18 protein-coding genes are annotated in these 17,479 nt (G+C 52.5%); 7 read left to right on the top strand and 11 right to left on the bottom strand.

The features are described from left to right. Positions 1–32: 32 nt before the first annotated feature. Positions 33–470, top strand: a complete 438-nt coding sequence (locus MCJ35_RS02740; protein WP_025483130.1) for an FMN-binding protein — start codon at positions 33–35, stop codon at positions 468–470. 87 nt (positions 471–557) lie between these two features. Here the strand turns inward: MCJ35_RS02740 and MCJ35_RS02735 are convergent, their stop codons facing one another. The 5 genes from MCJ35_RS02735 to MCJ35_RS02715 form a co-directional block, all read right to left on the bottom strand. Continuing rightward, a complete protein-coding gene (locus tag MCJ35_RS02735; RefSeq protein ID WP_008721859.1) occupies positions 558–851 on the bottom strand; it encodes a hypothetical protein in 294 nt (97 codons plus the stop codon). A gap of 9 nt (positions 852–860) precedes the next feature. Next, a complete protein-coding gene (locus MCJ35_RS02730; RefSeq protein WP_240299342.1) occupies positions 861–3,275 on the bottom strand; it encodes a ribonucleoside triphosphate reductase in 2,415 nt (804 codons plus the stop codon). 227 nt (positions 3,276–3,502) lie between these two features. Next, the gene (hflX, locus tag MCJ35_RS02725) at positions 3,503–4,786 is read right to left on the bottom strand and encodes a GTPase HflX (RefSeq protein ID WP_025483133.1); all 1,284 of its coding nucleotides are present in this window, start codon (positions 4,784–4,786) and stop codon (positions 3,503–3,505) included. Position 4,787: 1 nt separating this feature from the next. Beyond that, a complete protein-coding gene (locus MCJ35_RS02720; protein ID WP_025483135.1) occupies positions 4,788–5,777 on the bottom strand; it encodes a tetratricopeptide repeat protein in 990 nt (329 codons plus the stop codon). 7 nt (positions 5,778–5,784) lie between these two features. Beyond that, positions 5,785–6,300 carry a dCTP deaminase/dUTPase family protein gene (locus MCJ35_RS02715; RefSeq protein WP_008721852.1) on the bottom strand — a complete coding sequence of 172 codons (516 nt, stop codon included), beginning with the start codon at positions 6,298–6,300 and terminating at the stop codon, positions 5,785–5,787. A gap of 223 nt (positions 6,301–6,523) precedes the next feature. On the opposite strand from MCJ35_RS02715, the gene MCJ35_RS02710 reads away from it, so the two are divergent. Together MCJ35_RS02710 and MCJ35_RS02705 are read left to right on the top strand one after the other, a co-directional pair. After that, positions 6,524–6,802 (top strand): helix-turn-helix domain-containing protein, encoded by a 279-nt coding sequence (locus MCJ35_RS02710; protein WP_008721851.1) that lies wholly within the window; start codon positions 6,524–6,526, stop codon positions 6,800–6,802. A gap of 183 nt (positions 6,803–6,985) precedes the next feature. Then, positions 6,986–7,312, top strand: coding sequence for a helix-turn-helix domain-containing protein (locus tag MCJ35_RS02705; RefSeq protein ID WP_008721845.1), 327 nt, complete (start codon positions 6,986–6,988; stop codon positions 7,310–7,312). A 232-nt stretch (positions 7,313–7,544) separates the two neighbouring features. On the opposite strand, the gene MCJ35_RS02700 is transcribed toward MCJ35_RS02705, so the two are convergent. The 6 genes from MCJ35_RS02700 to rbr all read right to left on the bottom strand — a co-directional run bounded on the left by MCJ35_RS02700 (position 7,545) and on the right by rbr (position 12,375). Next, positions 7,545–8,171, bottom strand: coding sequence for a manganese efflux pump (locus tag MCJ35_RS02700; protein WP_025483136.1), 627 nt, complete (start codon positions 8,169–8,171; stop codon positions 7,545–7,547). A 102-nt stretch (positions 8,172–8,273) separates the two neighbouring features. Then, on the bottom strand, positions 8,274–8,897 hold the full coding sequence (scpB, locus tag MCJ35_RS02695) for an SMC-Scp complex subunit ScpB (protein ID WP_420315215.1): 624 nt from the start codon (positions 8,895–8,897) through the stop codon (positions 8,274–8,276). A 183-nt stretch (positions 8,898–9,080) separates the two neighbouring features. Beyond that, positions 9,081–9,881, bottom strand: coding sequence for a segregation and condensation protein A (locus MCJ35_RS02690; protein ID WP_008721837.1), 801 nt, complete (start codon positions 9,879–9,881; stop codon positions 9,081–9,083). A 47-nt stretch (positions 9,882–9,928) separates the two neighbouring features. After that, a complete protein-coding gene (locus MCJ35_RS02685; protein ID WP_227809135.1) occupies positions 9,929–10,828 on the bottom strand; it encodes a metallophosphoesterase in 900 nt (299 codons plus the stop codon). A 42-nt stretch (positions 10,829–10,870) separates the two neighbouring features. Next, positions 10,871–11,569, bottom strand: a complete 699-nt coding sequence (locus MCJ35_RS02680; protein ID WP_025483138.1) for an HAD family hydrolase — start codon at positions 11,567–11,569, stop codon at positions 10,871–10,873. A gap of 206 nt (positions 11,570–11,775) precedes the next feature. Further along, complete coding sequence (gene rbr / locus MCJ35_RS02675) at positions 11,776–12,375, bottom strand: rubrerythrin (protein WP_120057177.1); 600 nt, start codon at positions 12,373–12,375, stop codon at positions 11,776–11,778. 156 nt (positions 12,376–12,531) lie between these two features. Between rbr and MCJ35_RS02670 the strand changes: the two genes are divergently transcribed. From MCJ35_RS02670 to MCJ35_RS02655, 4 genes are all read left to right on the top strand, one after another. Beyond that, positions 12,532–13,152 carry a helix-turn-helix domain-containing protein gene (locus tag MCJ35_RS02670; RefSeq protein WP_025483139.1) on the top strand — a complete coding sequence of 207 codons (621 nt, stop codon included), beginning with the start codon at positions 12,532–12,534 and terminating at the stop codon, positions 13,150–13,152. A 201-nt stretch (positions 13,153–13,353) separates the two neighbouring features. Then, entirely contained in the window at positions 13,354–14,481 is a 1,128-nt protein-coding gene (locus MCJ35_RS02665; RefSeq protein ID WP_025483140.1) for an ABC transporter substrate-binding protein, read from the top strand. A gap of 219 nt (positions 14,482–14,700) precedes the next feature. After that, on the top strand, positions 14,701–15,801 hold the full coding sequence (locus tag MCJ35_RS02660) for an ABC transporter ATP-binding protein (protein ID WP_025483141.1): 1,101 nt from the start codon (positions 14,701–14,703) through the stop codon (positions 15,799–15,801). Then, entirely contained in the window at positions 15,798–17,462 is a 1,665-nt protein-coding gene (locus MCJ35_RS02655; protein WP_008721823.1) for an ABC transporter permease, read from the top strand. Before MCJ35_RS02660 ends, MCJ35_RS02655 begins: the two co-directional genes overlap by 4 nt. Positions 17,463–17,479 lie beyond the last annotated feature (17 nt).

The following is a 17,479-nucleotide window of genomic DNA, read 5'->3' as shown; positions in this document are numbered from 1 at the left end:
AGCTTTAACAAACTATCTTAGAGGTCCTGACTATGAGCTCTAAAACCAAAATTGTGGTGCTGCGGATGAAGGAAATCATCTACACCGCAATCTTCGTAGGCCTTGCTATCCTTTTAGTTACTCTCTGCTTCATCATGTTCCGGCCAAAGAAGGACACCGCCGCCGTCTCCGCACAGGCAGCCGCCTATGTCCCAGGCGTATACAGCGCAGCCCTAACCCTTGGCAGCGAGAATGTGAACGTGGAGGTAACCGTGGATAAAGACCGAATCAATTCCATTGACCTGGTTCCCTTAAGTGAAGCTGTCACCACCATGTATCCCCTGATGCAGCCCACGCTGGACGATCTGGCCAGCCAGATTGTAAGCACCCAGTCCACGGAGAACCTTACATATCAAAGCGCTTCGCGTTATACCTCAACCGCGCTTTTAAATGCCATCAACACGGCGCTAGACAAAGCGAAGATTGATTAGCGGTGTCAAATGCGCTCCAGCCAAATACACCCCGACAACCAAAAAAGCCGCTGCCCCAACTTGTGGGGCAGCAGCCCTCTTTTGCTGTCAATCATGACTGCGGAACTTCCTGCTCTTAAACACATACACATGGATGAACAGGGTGGCGCCAAACACAGCCATAAGTATTGCCTCCACCGTGCCTGAAAAGCGGCCGGAACCCATGCCGAAGCTGCACGCAGCATCGGCCATGAATATCCACTTTTCAACCCCGAACACCTTATCCAGATCGTAATCTTCCTTTTTTGTGGATCCCACAAACATAAGGAAATCTTTCCCTGTGAATAAACCGATTCCCTCTGCCAGGCACAGGCCCCCCATGAACATAAACAATAAATCCATACTTTTTCCTTATGCTTTTGCGGCTTCTGCCGGTTCCTGCTCCACAAACTTCCTGATGTTGGACGCATTGGCAAACTTCTGCACGATTCCATCCCTTACAATCACCAGGGTGGGCGCCTGCATGATGCTGAACTTCTCAGCCAGCTCAGGGTGTTCCTCCGCATCTATGATCTGGTAATCCCATCCCTTTAAGAACTCCTTGGCGGACCTGCAGTTGGGGCAGGTCTTGGTGGTGAACAGGTAAAGCTGGGCCGGTGGCACTGCCTTCTGCCCACTGCCTGCCTGGCTTCCCGCAGCAGCCTGCTTTGGCTGGCCGGCAGCCGCAATCCTGGACACGCCGTGCTTTAACCTGGAATGGCTGATATCATAATTGGTACGGTCCTTGTACTCCTGGGACTTTCCTTCATTCCAGTTCTGGACCGGACGGTAGTAGCCCGTAATCCTGCTGTATACCTCTGCCTTCTCCCCGCAGATCGGACAGGTGAAATGCTCCCCGATCAGGTACCCATGGCTCTTGCAGATGGAGTAGGTAGGCGACATGGTATAGTAAGGCAGCTTATAATTCTCAGCAATGGTACGGACCAGGTTGGCAGCCGCCTTCCAGTCAGGCAGCTTCTCTCCCAGGAACGCGTGGAACACGGTGCCGGACGTATAAAGTGTCTGCAGTTCATCCTGGATATCCAGGGCATCAAACACATCGGCCGTGTAGTTCACCGGCAGATGGGAACTGTTGGTATAGTAAGGTGTCTCGCCCTCTACGCCGGCCGTGATGATTTCCGGATAGCGCGCCTTGTCATGCTTGGCCAGACGGTAGGAGGTGGACTCAGCCGGGGTTGCCTCCAGGTTGTACAGGTCGCCGTACATCTCCTGGTAATCAGACAGGCGCTCCCTCATGTGGTTCAGCACATCCCGTGTGAATTCCTGGCACTCCCTGTGGGTCATGTCCTTCCCAACCCACTTTGCGTTCAGTCCGGCCTCGTTCATGCCCAGAAGGCCGATGGTGGAAAAGTGGTTCTCAAATGTTCCCAGATAACGCTTGGTGTATGGGTACAGGCCCTGGTTCAGAAGCTTGGTGATGACTTCCCTCTTGGTCTTTAAGGAGCGGGCGCAGATATCCATCATGTGGTCCAGTTTCTCATAGAAATCAGCTTCGTCCTTGGCCAGATACGCAATCCTTGGCATGTTAATGGTAACAACACCCACTGATCCGGTGCTCTCACCGGCGCCAAAGAAACCGCCCGTCTTCTTGCGCAGCTCCCTCAGGTCCAGACGGAGACGGCAGCACATGCTGCGCACATCGCTTGGCTGCATGTCGCTGTTGATGTAGTTGGAGAAGTACGGTGTACCGTATTTGGAGGTCATCTCGAAGAGCAGCCTGTTGTTCTCCGTGTCGGACCAGTCAAAATCATTGGTAATGGAGTAGGTGGGAATGGGATACTGGAACCCGCGTCCGTTGGCATCGCCCTCGACCATGGTCTCGATGAATGCCTTGTTGATCATATCCATTTCCATCTTACAGTCCTTGTACTTGAAATCCGTCTCCCTGCCGCCCACAATGGCATTCATCTCAGCCATGTCATCCGGCACCGTCCAGTCCAGGGTGATATTGGAAAATGGAGCCTGGGTTCCCCAGCGGCTTGGGGTGTTCACGCCGTAGATAAAGGACTCGATGCACTTCTTTACCTCGGGATAGCTTAAATTATCTGCTTTAACAAAAGGAGCAAGGTATGTGTCAAAGGATGAAAATGCCTGGGCTCCGGCCCACTCATTCTGCATGATTCCAAGGAAGTTGACCATCTGGTTGCACAGCACGGATAAATGCTTTGCAGGGGATGAGGTAATCTTACCGGTGATGCCCCCAAGGCCTTCCAGCAGAAGCTGCTTTAAGGACCATCCGGCACAATATCCGGTCAGCATGGACAGGTCGTGAAGATGGATGTCCGCATTGCGGTGGGCTTCTGCAATCTCATGGTCATAAATCTCGCTGAGCCAGTAATTGGCAGTGACCGCTCCTGAATTGCTTAAGATCAGTCCCCCTACGGAATATGTAACCGTGGAATTCTCCTTTACACGCCAGTCCTCCACCTTGACGTAGCTGTTGACCACGTCCTTGTAATCCAGGATGGTGCTGTTCATGTTCCGTATCTTTTCCCTCTGTTTTCTATATAAAATGTAAGCCTTTGCCACATCCGTATATCCGGTCTGCTCCAGGACGTGCTCCACGCTGTCCTGTATCTCCTCAACGGAAATCATGCCTTCCTTCATCTTATCCTGAAAATCTGCAGTTACCCTTAAAGACAGCAGCTCCAGAATCTCGTTATTGTAATCTTTCTTCGTTGCCTTGAATGCCTTTTTGATTGCTTCCGTAATCTTGTTCAGACTGAACTCAGCATTCTCACCATCCCTTTTTACCACCTGAATCATACCACTTGCTCCTTTCAAACCTTCACTCACTTGCACTGCGCAGCCCGCTCCCATACAGGAGCGAGCCACGAACCCATTATAGCAGACAGCAGTCAAAAACACAATATCTATGTATAACATTTTGTGTTAAACTAGATATTGTGTCTTATTACCTGTACTTATAACACTTTTGATAAATGCCCGCAAAGCCTTATTCTATCAGGGTTTTGAAAAATGCCCCTGCCGCCTCACCCTTTACCGTCCGAATAAAGACCCGCAAAAAGTTCCGCGGGCACATATGCCTTCACAGCCACACCGTCGTCCCTGTACTCCTCTTCCAGGAGCTGGCCATACCTGCGGATGGTCTGGATCCGCCCTGTCTGGGAATAAGGAAAGACCTTTTCCAGGAAAATGCGCCTGCTCCGTATGATGGTCCGGAGGATCTGTTCCAGCTCATCAATCCCCTCCCCTGTCCTGGCCGAAATCCGCACCTGGTAGTCAGAGGAAAAATCCCTGGGAATGGGATGCATCCCATCTTCTGTCCCCTCCTCATTCAGGCGGTCCGTCTTATTGAACACGGTCACCGTGGTCTTGTCAACGATTTCCAGCTCACGGAGGGTTTCCTTCACCACATGCATCTGCATGTCCATCTGGGGGTTGGAACAGTCCACCACATGAAGGATGATATCGCTGTAACGCGCCTCCTCAAGGGTACTCTTAAAAGCCTCAATCAGGTGATGAGGAAGCTTGCGTATGAACCCTACCGTGTCCGTCAGGAGGATCTGCTGCCCGTCCTCCATGACAAAGCTGCGTGTGGTAGGGTCCAGGGTTGCGAACAGCTTATCCTCAGCCAGGATCCCAGCTCCGGTGAGACGGTTCAGAAGGGTTGACTTGCCGGCATTGGTATAGCCCACAATGGCCGCTGTAAGGGCAAAATCCTTCTCCCTCTGCTGCCTGGTCACCTCCCTGTGGCGCTTCACGGCCTCCAGTTCCTCCTTCAGCTGTGAAATCCGCTGATGGATCAGACGGCGGTCCGTCTCCAGCTTTTTCTCACCCGGTCCCCTGGTGCCGATGCCGCCGCCCAGACGGGACAGGGAGTTGCGCATGCCTACCAGGCGCACGGCCCTGTATTTTAACTGGGCCAGCTCCACCTGTATCTTTCCTTCGCGGGTACTGGCCCTGGATGCAAAGATATCCAGGATGACCATGGTCCGGTCCATGACCTTGGTGTCCAGGGAATCCTCCAGATTGCGCAGCTGGGCCGGCGACAGTTCATCGTCGCAGATGACCCCGGTTGCGTGAAGCTCCCACACAAGGTCCCTCACCTCGTCAATCTTTCCCTTCCCAAGATAAGTACCCGGATGGATCCTTTCACGGTTCTGTATGACCCGTCCCACCGTCACAGCGCCAGCCGTGACCGCCAGTTCCTCCAGTTCGTCCAGGGAAGCATCGCTTCCATCTTCCTCTCCCGTACTTACTGCAATCAATATAACCTTTTCCTGTAATTCTTCTAAATCAATCAAATCTGCCATCCTATCTTGTTTTCAAAAACGCAATTTCATGTTCCGCATCTTCATTGGAGCCAAAGACACTGACATAGTCCTCAAACAGCTCCAGGGCTTTCTTATACTCTGATAAGTATTCGTAAGCCACGGCCCGGTTATACACCAGTTCTTTTAAAAGGGTGCGGTCTGCCTGGGCATCCCCGGCCAGGGCCGCCCAGGCCTGGGCCGGTTCAGCGCCGGAACCCAGGCTGTGTCCTGTCACGAATGTCTCATACCCCTGGTCAAACGAATCAAGAGCACCCCGGTAATCCTTTTCAGCCATCTGGCAAAGGCCCATCTGGTTATAAACCTGTCCATGCTTTATCCCTTCCTTCAACGCGTCCTGGTAAAGGCTCATGGCCTTTTCATACTCTCCCGCATCCACACAGGCGCCTCCTGCCGCAAACAGGGCCTCCAGCTTGCCTGCCTCTGCCTTGTCATCCTTAAGGGCAGCATTCCCCGCCTTATAACGGTCAATGGCATCATCCGTGTCCCCCAGATGGGCATAGCACATGCTCTGGGCATACAGATAGACAGCCGTATCCGGTTTCATCTCCAGAAGCAGGCCATAGGTATGGACAGCCGCCTCATAGTCCCTCAGCTTATACTCGGCCTCGGCCCGGTAGCCCAGCACGTCCGAATTAAATCCTTCGGACTTTTTACCTGACTTTTCCAGCGCCGCGTCAAAGGCTTCAATGGCCCCCGCATAATCCCCGGAAACCAGCTTCTCAATCCCGTCCTGGCGGAACTGCCTTTTCTTGGAGGAAGCCACGGATGAAACCACCCTGACCGTCCCCACTGCAACCAGCCCAATCAAGAGGATACACACCGCCCAGGCAGCCAATGCCTTTATGATACGCTTTCTTCTGCGTTTCCTTCTCTTTTCATTATCAGCAGGCCGTCCCCCTGCCCCGCGGTAATAACCATTCCCCTGGGGCCTTTGTCCGCTGTACCCTTTGCGTGTTCCCCGATTCGCCATATGTTCCCTACCTCACATCCGTGCTTCCGAATCCGCCGTTGCGGGAACCGGTACATGCATCATCCACCGTGATTCCGAACGGAAGGAAGATCCCCTGGGCGAATCCGGTTCCCGCCTTCAGTTCAACGGTCCTTCCCTCATTGGTGTCATTGGTCACCTTGATGAACATATGTCCCTCATTATCCGAGTAATAATAATCGCTGTCAATGATTCCCACCGTGTTATTCAGCTGGAGGCGGAACTTGAATCCCAGGCTGCTGCGCGGAAATATCTGCAGTACCCAGCCTTCCTCCATATTGGCGCGGATTCCCGTGGGGACCTTCACTGTCTCCCCCGGCTTTAAGGTTATCTCCACCGGGGTAAAAAAGTCATAGCCGGCCGAACCTGAGGTGGCCCGCCTTGGCAGTTGGATTCCCTCATATATTCCTGTCACCGTCTCCTGGCCTGTCCCGGGAAATGTATCAATCCAGTCAGTTTTAAACTGTTCAAAACTTACTTTTTCAAATTTTGCGATTCTCTGCATGTGTCCTCCTGTCTGAAACCTCTGCCGCGGCCCGGAAAAATGCCGCTTCCTTTCTTCCTGCCCGGCAGTTTAAAATGTCTTTATCAGTCTATCATAAACCTATGGATTTTTCTACTTTATTTTTTATACTTCATTATTAGATACCAAAGTTGGATTAAATCACATTACAATGAAAAACACTGCTTCATCATTAGAAATATACAGAGCTTACAGAGGGAACTTCATGAAAATTTCTTACAATCTCGAACCCAGGAAAAACCTGATTGGTGAACGTCTCTGCCAGCTTCGCAAGGACAGGAAGCTGTCACAGAGGAAATTAGCCATAAAACTCCAACAGCAGGGTTACAGCTTCACGGAACTTACCATCCTCAGAATCGAAAAGGGCCAGCGCCTTGCCACTGATATTGAGGTAATGATACTGTGCAGGTTCTTTGAGGTAGACCCAAACACCATGTTCGGTTATACGGGCAGTACAAAGGAACAGGAGGATAAAAGGAACTGATGTCCTCTCCTGTGCATGCCGTCATGGAATTCATTGGCAAAATGCTGCTTTCTTATTTTGTATTCCTGTATATTCACTATATAGTGTATATCTATACATTATTTTTCAGCCTAATGTTTTCTTCGTTGCTGGGATACAATAGTACAAAAGCTTTGGAAGAAATCAGACAATGGTGGTGAAAAAATGAGTTTTGAGCTGGAACGCATCGAAGAACTATGCCAGGAACGGGGATGGAGCCATTACCGGCTGGCCATAGAGATGGATACCTCCCCCAATAATATAGGAAACCTGTTCCGGCGTACAACCGTTCCCAGTATACCGACTATCCGCCGCATCTGCGAGGTCATGGGCATTACCATTGCCCAGTTCTACAGCACGGACGGCGTACAGGTGACACTGAACGGACAGCAGGCCCGGATACTGGACCTCTATGACAAACTGGACCAGACAGACAAGGCGAGGGCCGAGTCTTACATGGAAGGTCTGTCGGCCAGGGACCAGGACCGTTAACACCGGATATGCCATACAGAAGACAGCATGCAGTATCCTTTCACTGCATGAACAAAAGGCGCTCTTTGGGACAGACGGATTATTCCGCTGCCTGCCAGAGGGCGCCTTTATGATTCCCCCCGGCAGGGCGCTCTGCCAGGGGGGTATTATTATAAGGTAGGAACACATCCTGTCCCCAGGCATCCGCACAGGCGCTGTCCGCTTCCGCCTGCACGCAGACCCAGGCTTGCGCCTATGCCAATACCTTTGTCAAAGCCAGTATCATGAGAAGGACCCCGCTGATCCAGGACAGGTCGCATTTCCACCTGGAGGCAACCTTGGCGCCCAGCCATAATCCGGCATACATCATGCACATACCCACCAGGAAAGACAGAAGCAGTGTCAATCCTGCCGGGATATCCAGAAATGCGGCCATGGTTCCGGCCACCAGGCTGTCAATGGACATTGCAAAGGCCAGGAACACGGTCTCCTTCCATCCAAGGGAAAGGGACCCGTCCGCATCCGCCGCCATGGGATTGCCGTAGATACTTACAATCACCTTAAGTCCTGACAGCGAAAAGCTTAAATCCCTGCGGGCACAGCTGTTACGGTTAATAAACGACTTGATGCTGTAATCCAGAAGCTTTACAAGCCCCAGGGTAAACAGACATACAAAACAAATGACCTTTGTCAGGTTTTCAGGTATAAAGGCATCTATAAGACTCCCCATCCCAAGGGCAGCGCCCAGACAGCCGCTGCATATCCCATTGAGCAGCGCCACCTTCCCCCAGGCCACATGAACCTGGTTTGCACCGTAAGCAAGGCTGGCTACAAAAGTATCTGTACAGAGAGCGAATACTAAAATCAGACTTTGAAGCATAATCTCATCTTTACCTTTCCACGATTCTTTTTATCGTGGACTTTCCGGTTTCTTTTTATTTTAGTATATTCCGCTTATCCGGCTTTGGGAATCACTCCCTGTTCACTCTTCACTTGTGGCGGCTGCTTCCAGCTTCATCTGAAGCTCCTCCTCCACCTGGGCCTTAATCTCAGCCTCCTGCTCCGGCCCCACATCCGGCAGGTCCTGTACGGAACCCACGCCGAACCTGCGCAGGAATTCCTCGGTGGTGGCAAACAGGGCCGGACGTCCGGGTGCGTCCAGGCGTCCCACCTCATAGACCAGGTTGTACTCCACCAGGCGGTTTACGGCATGGTCCGACTTGACGCCCCTGATTTTTTCTATCTCCATCTTTGTGACAGGCTGTTTGTAGGCAATGATGGAAAGGGTTTCCAGCACCACCTCGGTGAGCACCTGCTTTTTTGGGGTAGCCGCCACCCGGATCAGGTTCTCATAGTACGCTGCCTTTGTACACATCTGATAGCTGTCCTCCAGCTGTGTTATCTCCATACCGCTTTTGGACGAACGGTAGCGCTTTATCAGCCGCTCCACCGCCCTCCTTGCCACGTCCTGGTCCTGGCCGATGGCCACTGCCAGCTGACGCAGTTCCACGGAATTGCCCATGGTAAAGAGGACCGCCTCGATGATGGCTTCCTGCTCCTTCTCATTCTCCGTGGGCGGGAAGGACAGCTCCAGCTGTCCCGGCACCGCCTGTCCCTGACCATCCGCCGTACCCGCAGCGCTTCCCGCGGGATGGCCTGCCGCGCTTACGGCATTTTCCCCGGGCTGCTTCACCGCACCCACGGTCTTGCCGGTACGGGTCTCCACGGTACCCGCCGCTGCCTCCATTGCTTCAACTTTATCCTTCTTGCTCATCGCTTAACCATCCGTTTATCCTTCAAAATCATCCAGCCCCTCCAGATCCAGGTCCATCTCGCCGCCCTCCTGTTCCAGGGCCTCGATTTCCATGTCGCCAAAGGTTTCTTCCTGCTTCAGCTGGATTTTACCTATCTTCATCAGTTCCAGTACGGCCAGGAAGGTAACCACCACCTCCAGCTTGTCGGCCTGTCCCTCCAGAAGCTGTCTGAAGCTGAAATGCCTCCTGCTTCTGGCAAAGGTCAGAAGCTGCCCAATCTTCTGTTCCAGGCTGATGGGTTCCCTTTTAATGGTACCGAAGTTACTCCTGATAGGGTCTATCTTGTCCTCCTTGCGCTTCATTACCTGTTCAAAAATCCGCTGAAGCTTTGCAAGGGTCAGTCCATCCAGCAGCTTGTCAAGATCCACCGGCGGCTCGTATCTGGCAACCTCCGGCGGCAGGGTGGAGCTTTTATATAAATGCTTCAGGGCGCCGTCTTCCCTGTCAGCCAGTTCATCGGCCATCAGCTTATACCGTTTATATTCCAGCAGCCTCTGTACCAATTCGGCCCTTGGGTCGATTTCCTCCCCTTCCTCGTCCACTTCCTTGGGAAGAAGCATTTTCGCCTTGATATCAAGCAGGGTGGCCGCCATCACCAGGAACTCGCTGACCACATTCAGGTCCTCCCGTTCCATGTGGCGCACATAATCCAGATACTGTGCCGTGATTTCCACAATGGGGATATCATATATATTAACTTTATTCTTCTCAATCAGATGGAGTAAAAGGTCGAGAGGCCCTTCAAAATTCTCCAGTTTGTATGATATTGTCTCCATGTGCCCACCTGTCCTGATTCTTATTACATTTCAGCCACTTTATATTATCACAGATTACCCGCCTTTTCAAACACTCTCTGCTTCTTTTTCAGGTATATCACCGCCAGCTGGGGCCGGTTGTTCAGCCTGATATTGATGGAGTGGGTTCCAAGCCCGCGGCTGACAATCATCCGCTTCCCGTTCCGCTCAAAATCCCCTGCGCACCACGGCAGGAAAAACTGGTATTGGGGGGTCATGACCCCTCCAAGACCGGGAATCCGTATGGTCCCGCCATGAAAATGCCCGGACAGGGTCAAATCCGCCCCCCAGTCAGCATAGGCATCAAAATACAGCGGCGAATGGGCCAGCAGGATTCTGAAGCCGTCCCCCGATTCCCCGGCTGCCCCAAGCTTTTTCTCCAGATACCCCCGTTCCATGTCCGGCAGCTTCTGGTACAGGGCCTTGCGGTAAAAATCCCCGTCCAGGTCCACCCCTGTTATAAGTATATCCTCCCCCAGCGGCACGGTGCTGTCCTCCAGGTAGGACACCCCCATCTTCCTGAGCGCATCCCTATATTCCTCATACAGGTTTCCATAGATATCCCGCCGCCAGGTCATACGGTTTTCATGGTTTCCATTTCCGTAAAAAACAGGATACCTGGCAGCCAGCTGCCCAAACAGCCGGAGCGGGACCTGGATGTCCCTGCTTCCTTTTTTGCTCACCATCATGTCGCCGCCGCACAGCACGGCATCCGGCTTCAGCCCGTGGATGGCCTCCACCAGCTTCTGGTTGCCGCTGCCAAATTCATTGTTATGTAAATCTGACAAAAAGACGAATGTCCTGTCCCGGGCAATCTTATCCGAGACAATGGTCGCAGCCTCCACGGAAAAATGCCTTTTTTCATATTCAGACCGGGCCAGGCAGGCACAGCCTGCCGCGCCGATTAAGCCAGCTGCTTCTCTCCACATAGAATGCTTCTTCCTCTTCCATCCTTTAAATTGTACGTACCGTTAAATTGTCCGTACCGTTCCTGTTCCGGCAGGTTCAAATGTCCCGTCCTCAAACAGGCCGATTACATCTGCCAGGCTGCTGCACCTGGCTGTCAGAAGTTTTGACAGTCCCTCATCCGGCTCGTCCTGGTCCGGCACCATTATGGGAAGGAATCCCCCTGCGTGGGCTGCCTTGATACCGTTAAAGCTGTCCTCCAGGATGATGCATCTTCCCGGCTCCTCCCCCAGCACCTTTGCCGCCATAAGGAAAATGGCAGGATTCGGCTTTGCCTCCTTCACCATATCCCCATATATGTATTCGTCAAAATATCCGTCCAGCCCCGTGCTTTTCACATTGCCCTGGGTCCAGCCTTCGCTGCTGGCCGTGGCAACGGCAGTCTTCACGCCGCGCTCCTTCAGATAGATAAGCAGTTCCTTCAGTCCCGGCTTTACCGGAACCCCGTTTTCCCGGATCCACTGGTAGGAATATTGGCGCTTTTCCTCAAATATGGCGTCATAATCCAACCCACCGCCAAACTTTTTCAAAAAGGCTTCCTTTACCTTATCCGGCTTGCAGCCCCGCAGGTCCCTCAAAAATTCCTTATCCAGGCAGATGCCATATCTGTGGGCCGCCTTTTCCCAGCCTTCAAGCGCCAGACGCTCCGTGTCAAACATAAGGCCGTCCTGGTCAAATATGACTGCATTGATTTTAACCGCCATCTGATTTTCTCCTTCATCATCATCATCGATTCCACCGGACCTATGCGCCGTGGCATATCCCTGCATACGCGCCGTGGCGCATCCTGCCGTATGCACAGCATGATATAATGTCCGCCATGTCTGCGGACATTATACCATCTGTCCCATGCTTTGTAAAACCAAAATTCCCGGTCAGGCCCGTGACAAAGCGGTTTAAGAAGCCAGGGTCATGCCTTGAGGTACCACGGTGAAAGCTCCTGGCCTGCAAAATATCCCTGGTCGTGGCGGCAGACCGGACAGTACTGGGGCGGCTCTTCCCCCTCATAAATGTATCCGCAGTTGGTGCATACCCAGCTGTTCTTTTCCTGGCGCGCATAAAGCCTTCCCTCTCCCAGAAGGTCTGCCAGGTAGCGGAAGCGCTCCCCGTGTGTCTTCTCAATTCCTGCTATCATTCGGAAGGTGGCTGCAATCTGGGTAAATCCTTCCTTTTCAGCCACCTCCGCAAAGGATTTGTATACCACGTCATGTTCCTCATATTCATTGTGGGCAGCCGCATTTAACTGGGCCAGGGTATTCTTCTCCAGGTCCACCGGATAACCTCCGTCAATGAATATGGTTTCCTTATCCAGCGGTTTCAGATAATCATAGAAAATCTCCGCGTGTTCCTTTTCCTGGTCAGCCGTGTAGCGGAATACCATCTCAACCATGGGCATCTTCTGCTCCTTGGCCAGTCCTGCCGCAAAGGTGTAGCGGTTCCTTGCCTGGCTCTCCCCTGCAAATGCCCGCATCAGGTTTTTTGCTGTCTCGCTTGACTTAAAATCCGTCATATAAAATCCTCCTTCAGCTATAACTCTTTGTTCACTCCTAACTATGCCCAAAAACCTCTCTTTTATTCCCATTTTTACCAATCATCCTTGTATTTGCATGGCCTCCATGTTATAATCCAGTTATTGATAATAACCACATAAAGAGGAGGAAACCCTATGATCCGCTATGACCGCTTATGGGTCACCATGGAAGCCCGCGGCATGACCCAGTACAGGCTGATTAAACGGCACAATTTCAGTGCCGGACAGATTGGCCGCCTGAAGAAGAACATGCACGTATCCACCCACACTCTTGATACCCTGTGCACCATCCTGGGCTGCGACATCTGCGACATCATAGAGTACATTCCGGAGGGAGGCCCCGGGGATGCCTCTGACAGCATGGCCCCTGCTTCATCCGGCGCACCTTCACCGGACGGCTCCATCTTTACGGACGGCTCCATCTTTACGGACGGCTCCATCCCAACAGACGGCCCCATCCCAACAGACGGCCCCATTTTAACGGATGGCTCCATTTTAACGGATGGCTCCATTTTAACGGACGGCTCCATCCCAATAGACGGCCCTATCCCAACAGACGCCTCTATCCCAACAGATGCCTCCATCCCAGCAGCCAGCCAGGCCAGGACCGGTGAATCCCCAGCCAAGGCGAAAAAGTCCGAATCCGCCAAGGGCGAAAAGTCCAAGAAAGCCGGGAAATCCAAAAAAGGCGATAAAAAATCCGCCAAAGAGGGCAAGGAAGGCAAGAAAAGCAAGGACAGCAAGAAAAACAAGTAGACAAGTGCATCCGGCAGATAAAAATCAATAAGCATTCAGCCATATCCACAGACAGTCTGGAAATTATCTATCATTTCTGGCTGTCTGTTGTTTATTTTCCACCTTTTTGTAGGATTGTCGGATTTACTTTCCATGGCCGGATGATAGAATTGACTTATAGGAACAAATGTAAATCAACACATAAGGGAGGAGCGATTCAGAATGAGAAAATTCCAGAAAGTAACCGCATGTATCATGGCAGCAGCACTGGCAGCTACCGGATGTTCCGGCGCAGGCGGGACAAAGGCACCGGAAGAACCTGCCAAGACAGAAGCAGCCGCTACCCAGGCCGGTTCCGGCACACAGGCGGATTCCGGTACCCAGGCATCCGATTCCGGCGGGGAGGAACCGGTACTTGTGGTCTACACAGCCAGAAGCGAGGCCTTAAACAATGCGGTGATTCCTGAGTTTGAGAAGGATACCGGCATCAAGGTGGAGGTCGTGGTTGCCGGAACCGGAGAACTGTTAAAGAGGGCACAGTCAGAAAAGGATAATCCACTGGGCGATATTTTCTGGGTTGCCGACCAGACCATGCTTTCCTCTTCCAAGGACCTGTTCATGGAATATGTCTCCCCGGAAGACAGCAACATGCTGGAGGCATTCCGCAACAACACAGGATATTTCACACCGGCATTTGCCGACCCCACTGTCATGATTGTCAACAAGGACTTGAAGGGAGACATGAAGATTGACGGTTTTGAGGACCTTCTGAACCCTGAATTAAAAGGCAAGATTGCATTCGGCGACCCGGTTAACTCCAGCTCCGCATTCCAGTCACTGCTGGCCATGCTCTACGGCATGGGCAAGGACGGCGACCCGCTGTCAGACCAGGCATGGGATTATGTGGACCAGTTCATTGCCAACCTGGACGGCAAGATGTGCAACAGCTCCAGCCAGGTATATAAAGGCGTTGCCGAAGGCGAGTACGTGGTGGGACTGACCTGGGAAGACCCGGCTGCCAACTATGTAAAGGAAGGCGCTGCTGTTGAAGTGGTGTTCCCAAAGGAAGGCGCCATATTCCCCGGGGAATCCGTACAAATCCTAAAGGGCTGCAAGCATCCTGAGAACGCCAAGAAGTTCGTGGATTACATGCTCTCTGAGAAAATCCAGAACGCGGTGGGTTCCAACCTGACCGTACGGCCGCTCAGGAAAGATGCCACACTGGCTGACTATATGACTCCACAGTCTGAGATTAAACTGTTTGACAATTACGACGAGGGATGGGTTGCAGAGCACAAGGTCGAAATCACCAACCTGTTCAGCGAACACATGGAGACTTCCATGGATTAATCAGATCATCATGTGCCGGACCTGCCTGTCACCTCTATGCTGAAGGCTCCGGCACAGCCAAACAGAATAAGGACTGCCCTGCACCTGACCATCATCCTGCATTGGAACCGTGTGATTGACCGCACAGCTCCAGCCGCCTCCCCCGGCGGGCAGTACCCGTCAGATACGGCAGTCCTTTTCTGTCCCCAAAAACAGGATATTGAAGGAGGTTTTACAGGTATGAGTGTAGCAATCAGCATTGATAATGTAATCAAACGTTTTGGAAAGGATACCATCATAAACGGCCTGTCCTTAGATGTAAGGCCCGGCGAGTTTTTCACCCTTTTAGGCCCCTCCGGCTGCGGCAAGACCACGCTGCTGCGCATGATCATCGGCTTTAACACCATTGAGGGCGGCGAGATTAAGATAGACGGCAAGGTAATCAACGACATTCCCACCAACAAGAGGAACATGGGCATGGTATTCCAGAATTACGCCATATTCCCCCACATGTCGGTCCGTGACAACGTGGCCTTTGGCCTTAAGAACAGGAAAATACCCCAGGCCCAGATTGAATCCCAGGTGGATGATATCCTGAAGGTGGTGAAGATAGACCATTTAAAGAAGAGGATGCCCACCAAGCTTTCCGGCGGCCAGCAGCAGCGGGTTGCCCTGGCAAGGGCCATTGTCATCCACCCGGAAGTGCTTCTCATGGATGAACCCCTCTCCAACCTGGACGCCAAGCTGCGTGTGGAAATGCGCAATGCCATCAAACGGATCCAGCAGCAGGTGGGTATCACCACCCTCTATGTAACCCATGACCAGGAGGAGGCGCTGGCTGTGTCTGACCGGATTGCGGTAATGAACGGAGGCGTCATCCAGCAGATTGACACCCCCAAGAACATCTACCAGCGCCCGTCCAACCTTTTCGTATCCACCTTCATCGGGCTTTCCAACATCATGGACGGAACCATCGACCTGTCGGATGGCTGCACACGGGTCAGGATCGGTGACTACACGGTTGCCATGGATAACCTGAATGACACGGTTTTCCAGGGCCAGCCCGTAAAGGTATCGGTACGGCCTGAGGAGTTCATCATCAGCCGTGACAGCCAGGAGGGCATACCGGCCATTGTGCGCAGCAGCGTATTCCTTGGAGTCACCACCCATTATTTTGTGGAGGCAGAGGACGGCAGGGAGATGGAGGTCATACAGAATTCCGATATCTGGGATATCATCCCGGACCACACCCCGGTGCGCCTGGGCGTACAGCCGGCCAAAATCAATGTATTTAACCAGGAAGGCACTGAGAGCCTTATTGTCAGGAGGGAGCACGCATGAGATATGCAGGAGAGAAAAAACTCAATATATGGATTGTCATGGCACTGGGAATCCTGGCCTTATTCATTCTCTTCGTGGTCTATCCCCTGGTCCTGGTGCTTTATAAAAGCGTACTGTCCGAGGACGGGCAGCTGAGCTTTGCTTATTTCACCAAATTCTTTGCAAGGAAATATTACTGGAGCACCCTGGTCAACAGCTTTAAGGTGACCATCGTGTCCACTGTGGTGGCTGCCTTCCTGGGCCTGGTAATGGCTTATGTGCTGCGCAGCGTACAGATTAAGGGCAGCAAGTACTTAAACATACTGATTGTCATTTCCTATCTCTCACCGCCCTTCATCGGCGCCTACGCATGGATCCAGCTGCTGGGCAGGAACGGCTTCTTCACCAAGATCCTCAACGGGCTGTTCCATGTGAAGCTGGGAGGCATCTACGGGTTTGCAGGCATTGTGCTTGTATTCTCCCTCCAGTCCTTCCCGCTGGTTTACATGTATATCTCTGGCGCGCTTAAGAACCTGGACAATTCCCTGAACGAGGCGGCGGAAAGCCTGGGCTGCACCGCATTCCAGCGGGTGATGCAGATTATCGTCCCCCTGGTAATGCCCACCATGCTTGCCAGCTCCCTGCTGGTATTCATGAGGGTGTTCTCCGACTTCGGCACCCCCATGCTCATCGGCGAGGGCTACAAGACATTCCCGGTACTGATATACAGCCAGTTCATGGGCGAGGTCAGCACGGACGACCATTTTGCAGCAGCGCTCTGCGTCATTGTCATCGCCATCACCCTGGTGCTCTTTTTCCTCCAGCGCTATCTTGGCAACCGTTTCACCTATTCCATGACAGCCCTGAAACCCATGGAAGCAGAGAAATGCACCGGCGCCAGGAACATCCTGTCCCACCTGTTTGTCTATGCAGTGGTGCTGATTGCAATCCTGCCGCAGATAACGGTCATCATCACCTCCTTCCTGGCAACGGGCGGCGGTACGGTGTACACAGGGGGCTTTTCACTGGAGAATTACAGGAACACGCTGTTTTCCAAGAATAACAACAGCGCGATTTTCAACACCTACCTGTTCGGTCTGTGCGCCATTGCCATTGTGGTGGTCCTTGGGATCCTGATTTCCTATCTTACGGTCAGGAAGAAATCCTTCCTCACAGGCATACTGGATACGGTTACCATGTTCCCATACATCATCCCCGGTTCCGTGCTCGGTATCTCCTTCCTGTATGCATTTAACAACAAGCCCATGCTGCTCAGCGGTACCGCAGTCATCATCATCATTTCCCTGTCCATACGCAGGATGCCCTACACCATCCGTTCCAGCACGGCCATCATCGGACAGATCAGCCCCAGTGTGGAGGAAGCCGCCATAAGCCTTGGATGTACGGAGACTAAATCCTTTGTCAAGGTGACGGTACCCATGATGATGTCAGGCGTGCTCTCAGGGGCCATCATGAGCTGGATTACCCTAATCAGCGAACTTAGTTCCTCCATCATCCTTTATACCAGCAAGACCCAGACACTGACCGTGGCCATCTACGCAGAGGTCATCCGCAGTAACTTCGGCAACGCGGCAGCTTATTCCACCATACTGACCCTGACCAGCATTGTTTCCCTGTTGGTGTTCTTTAAGGTGACGGGAAGCAACGATATCAGCATTTAAACCATCATATGGCTTAT

This window comes from Enterocloster sp. OA13 (genome assembly GCF_022440595.1).
In the GTDB taxonomy this organism is placed as follows: Bacteria; Bacillota; Clostridia; order Lachnospirales; family Lachnospiraceae; genus Enterocloster; species Enterocloster hominis.
The sequence above is the reverse complement of the archived record's forward strand: the minus strand, read 5'-3'. Positions and strand labels throughout refer to the sequence as shown.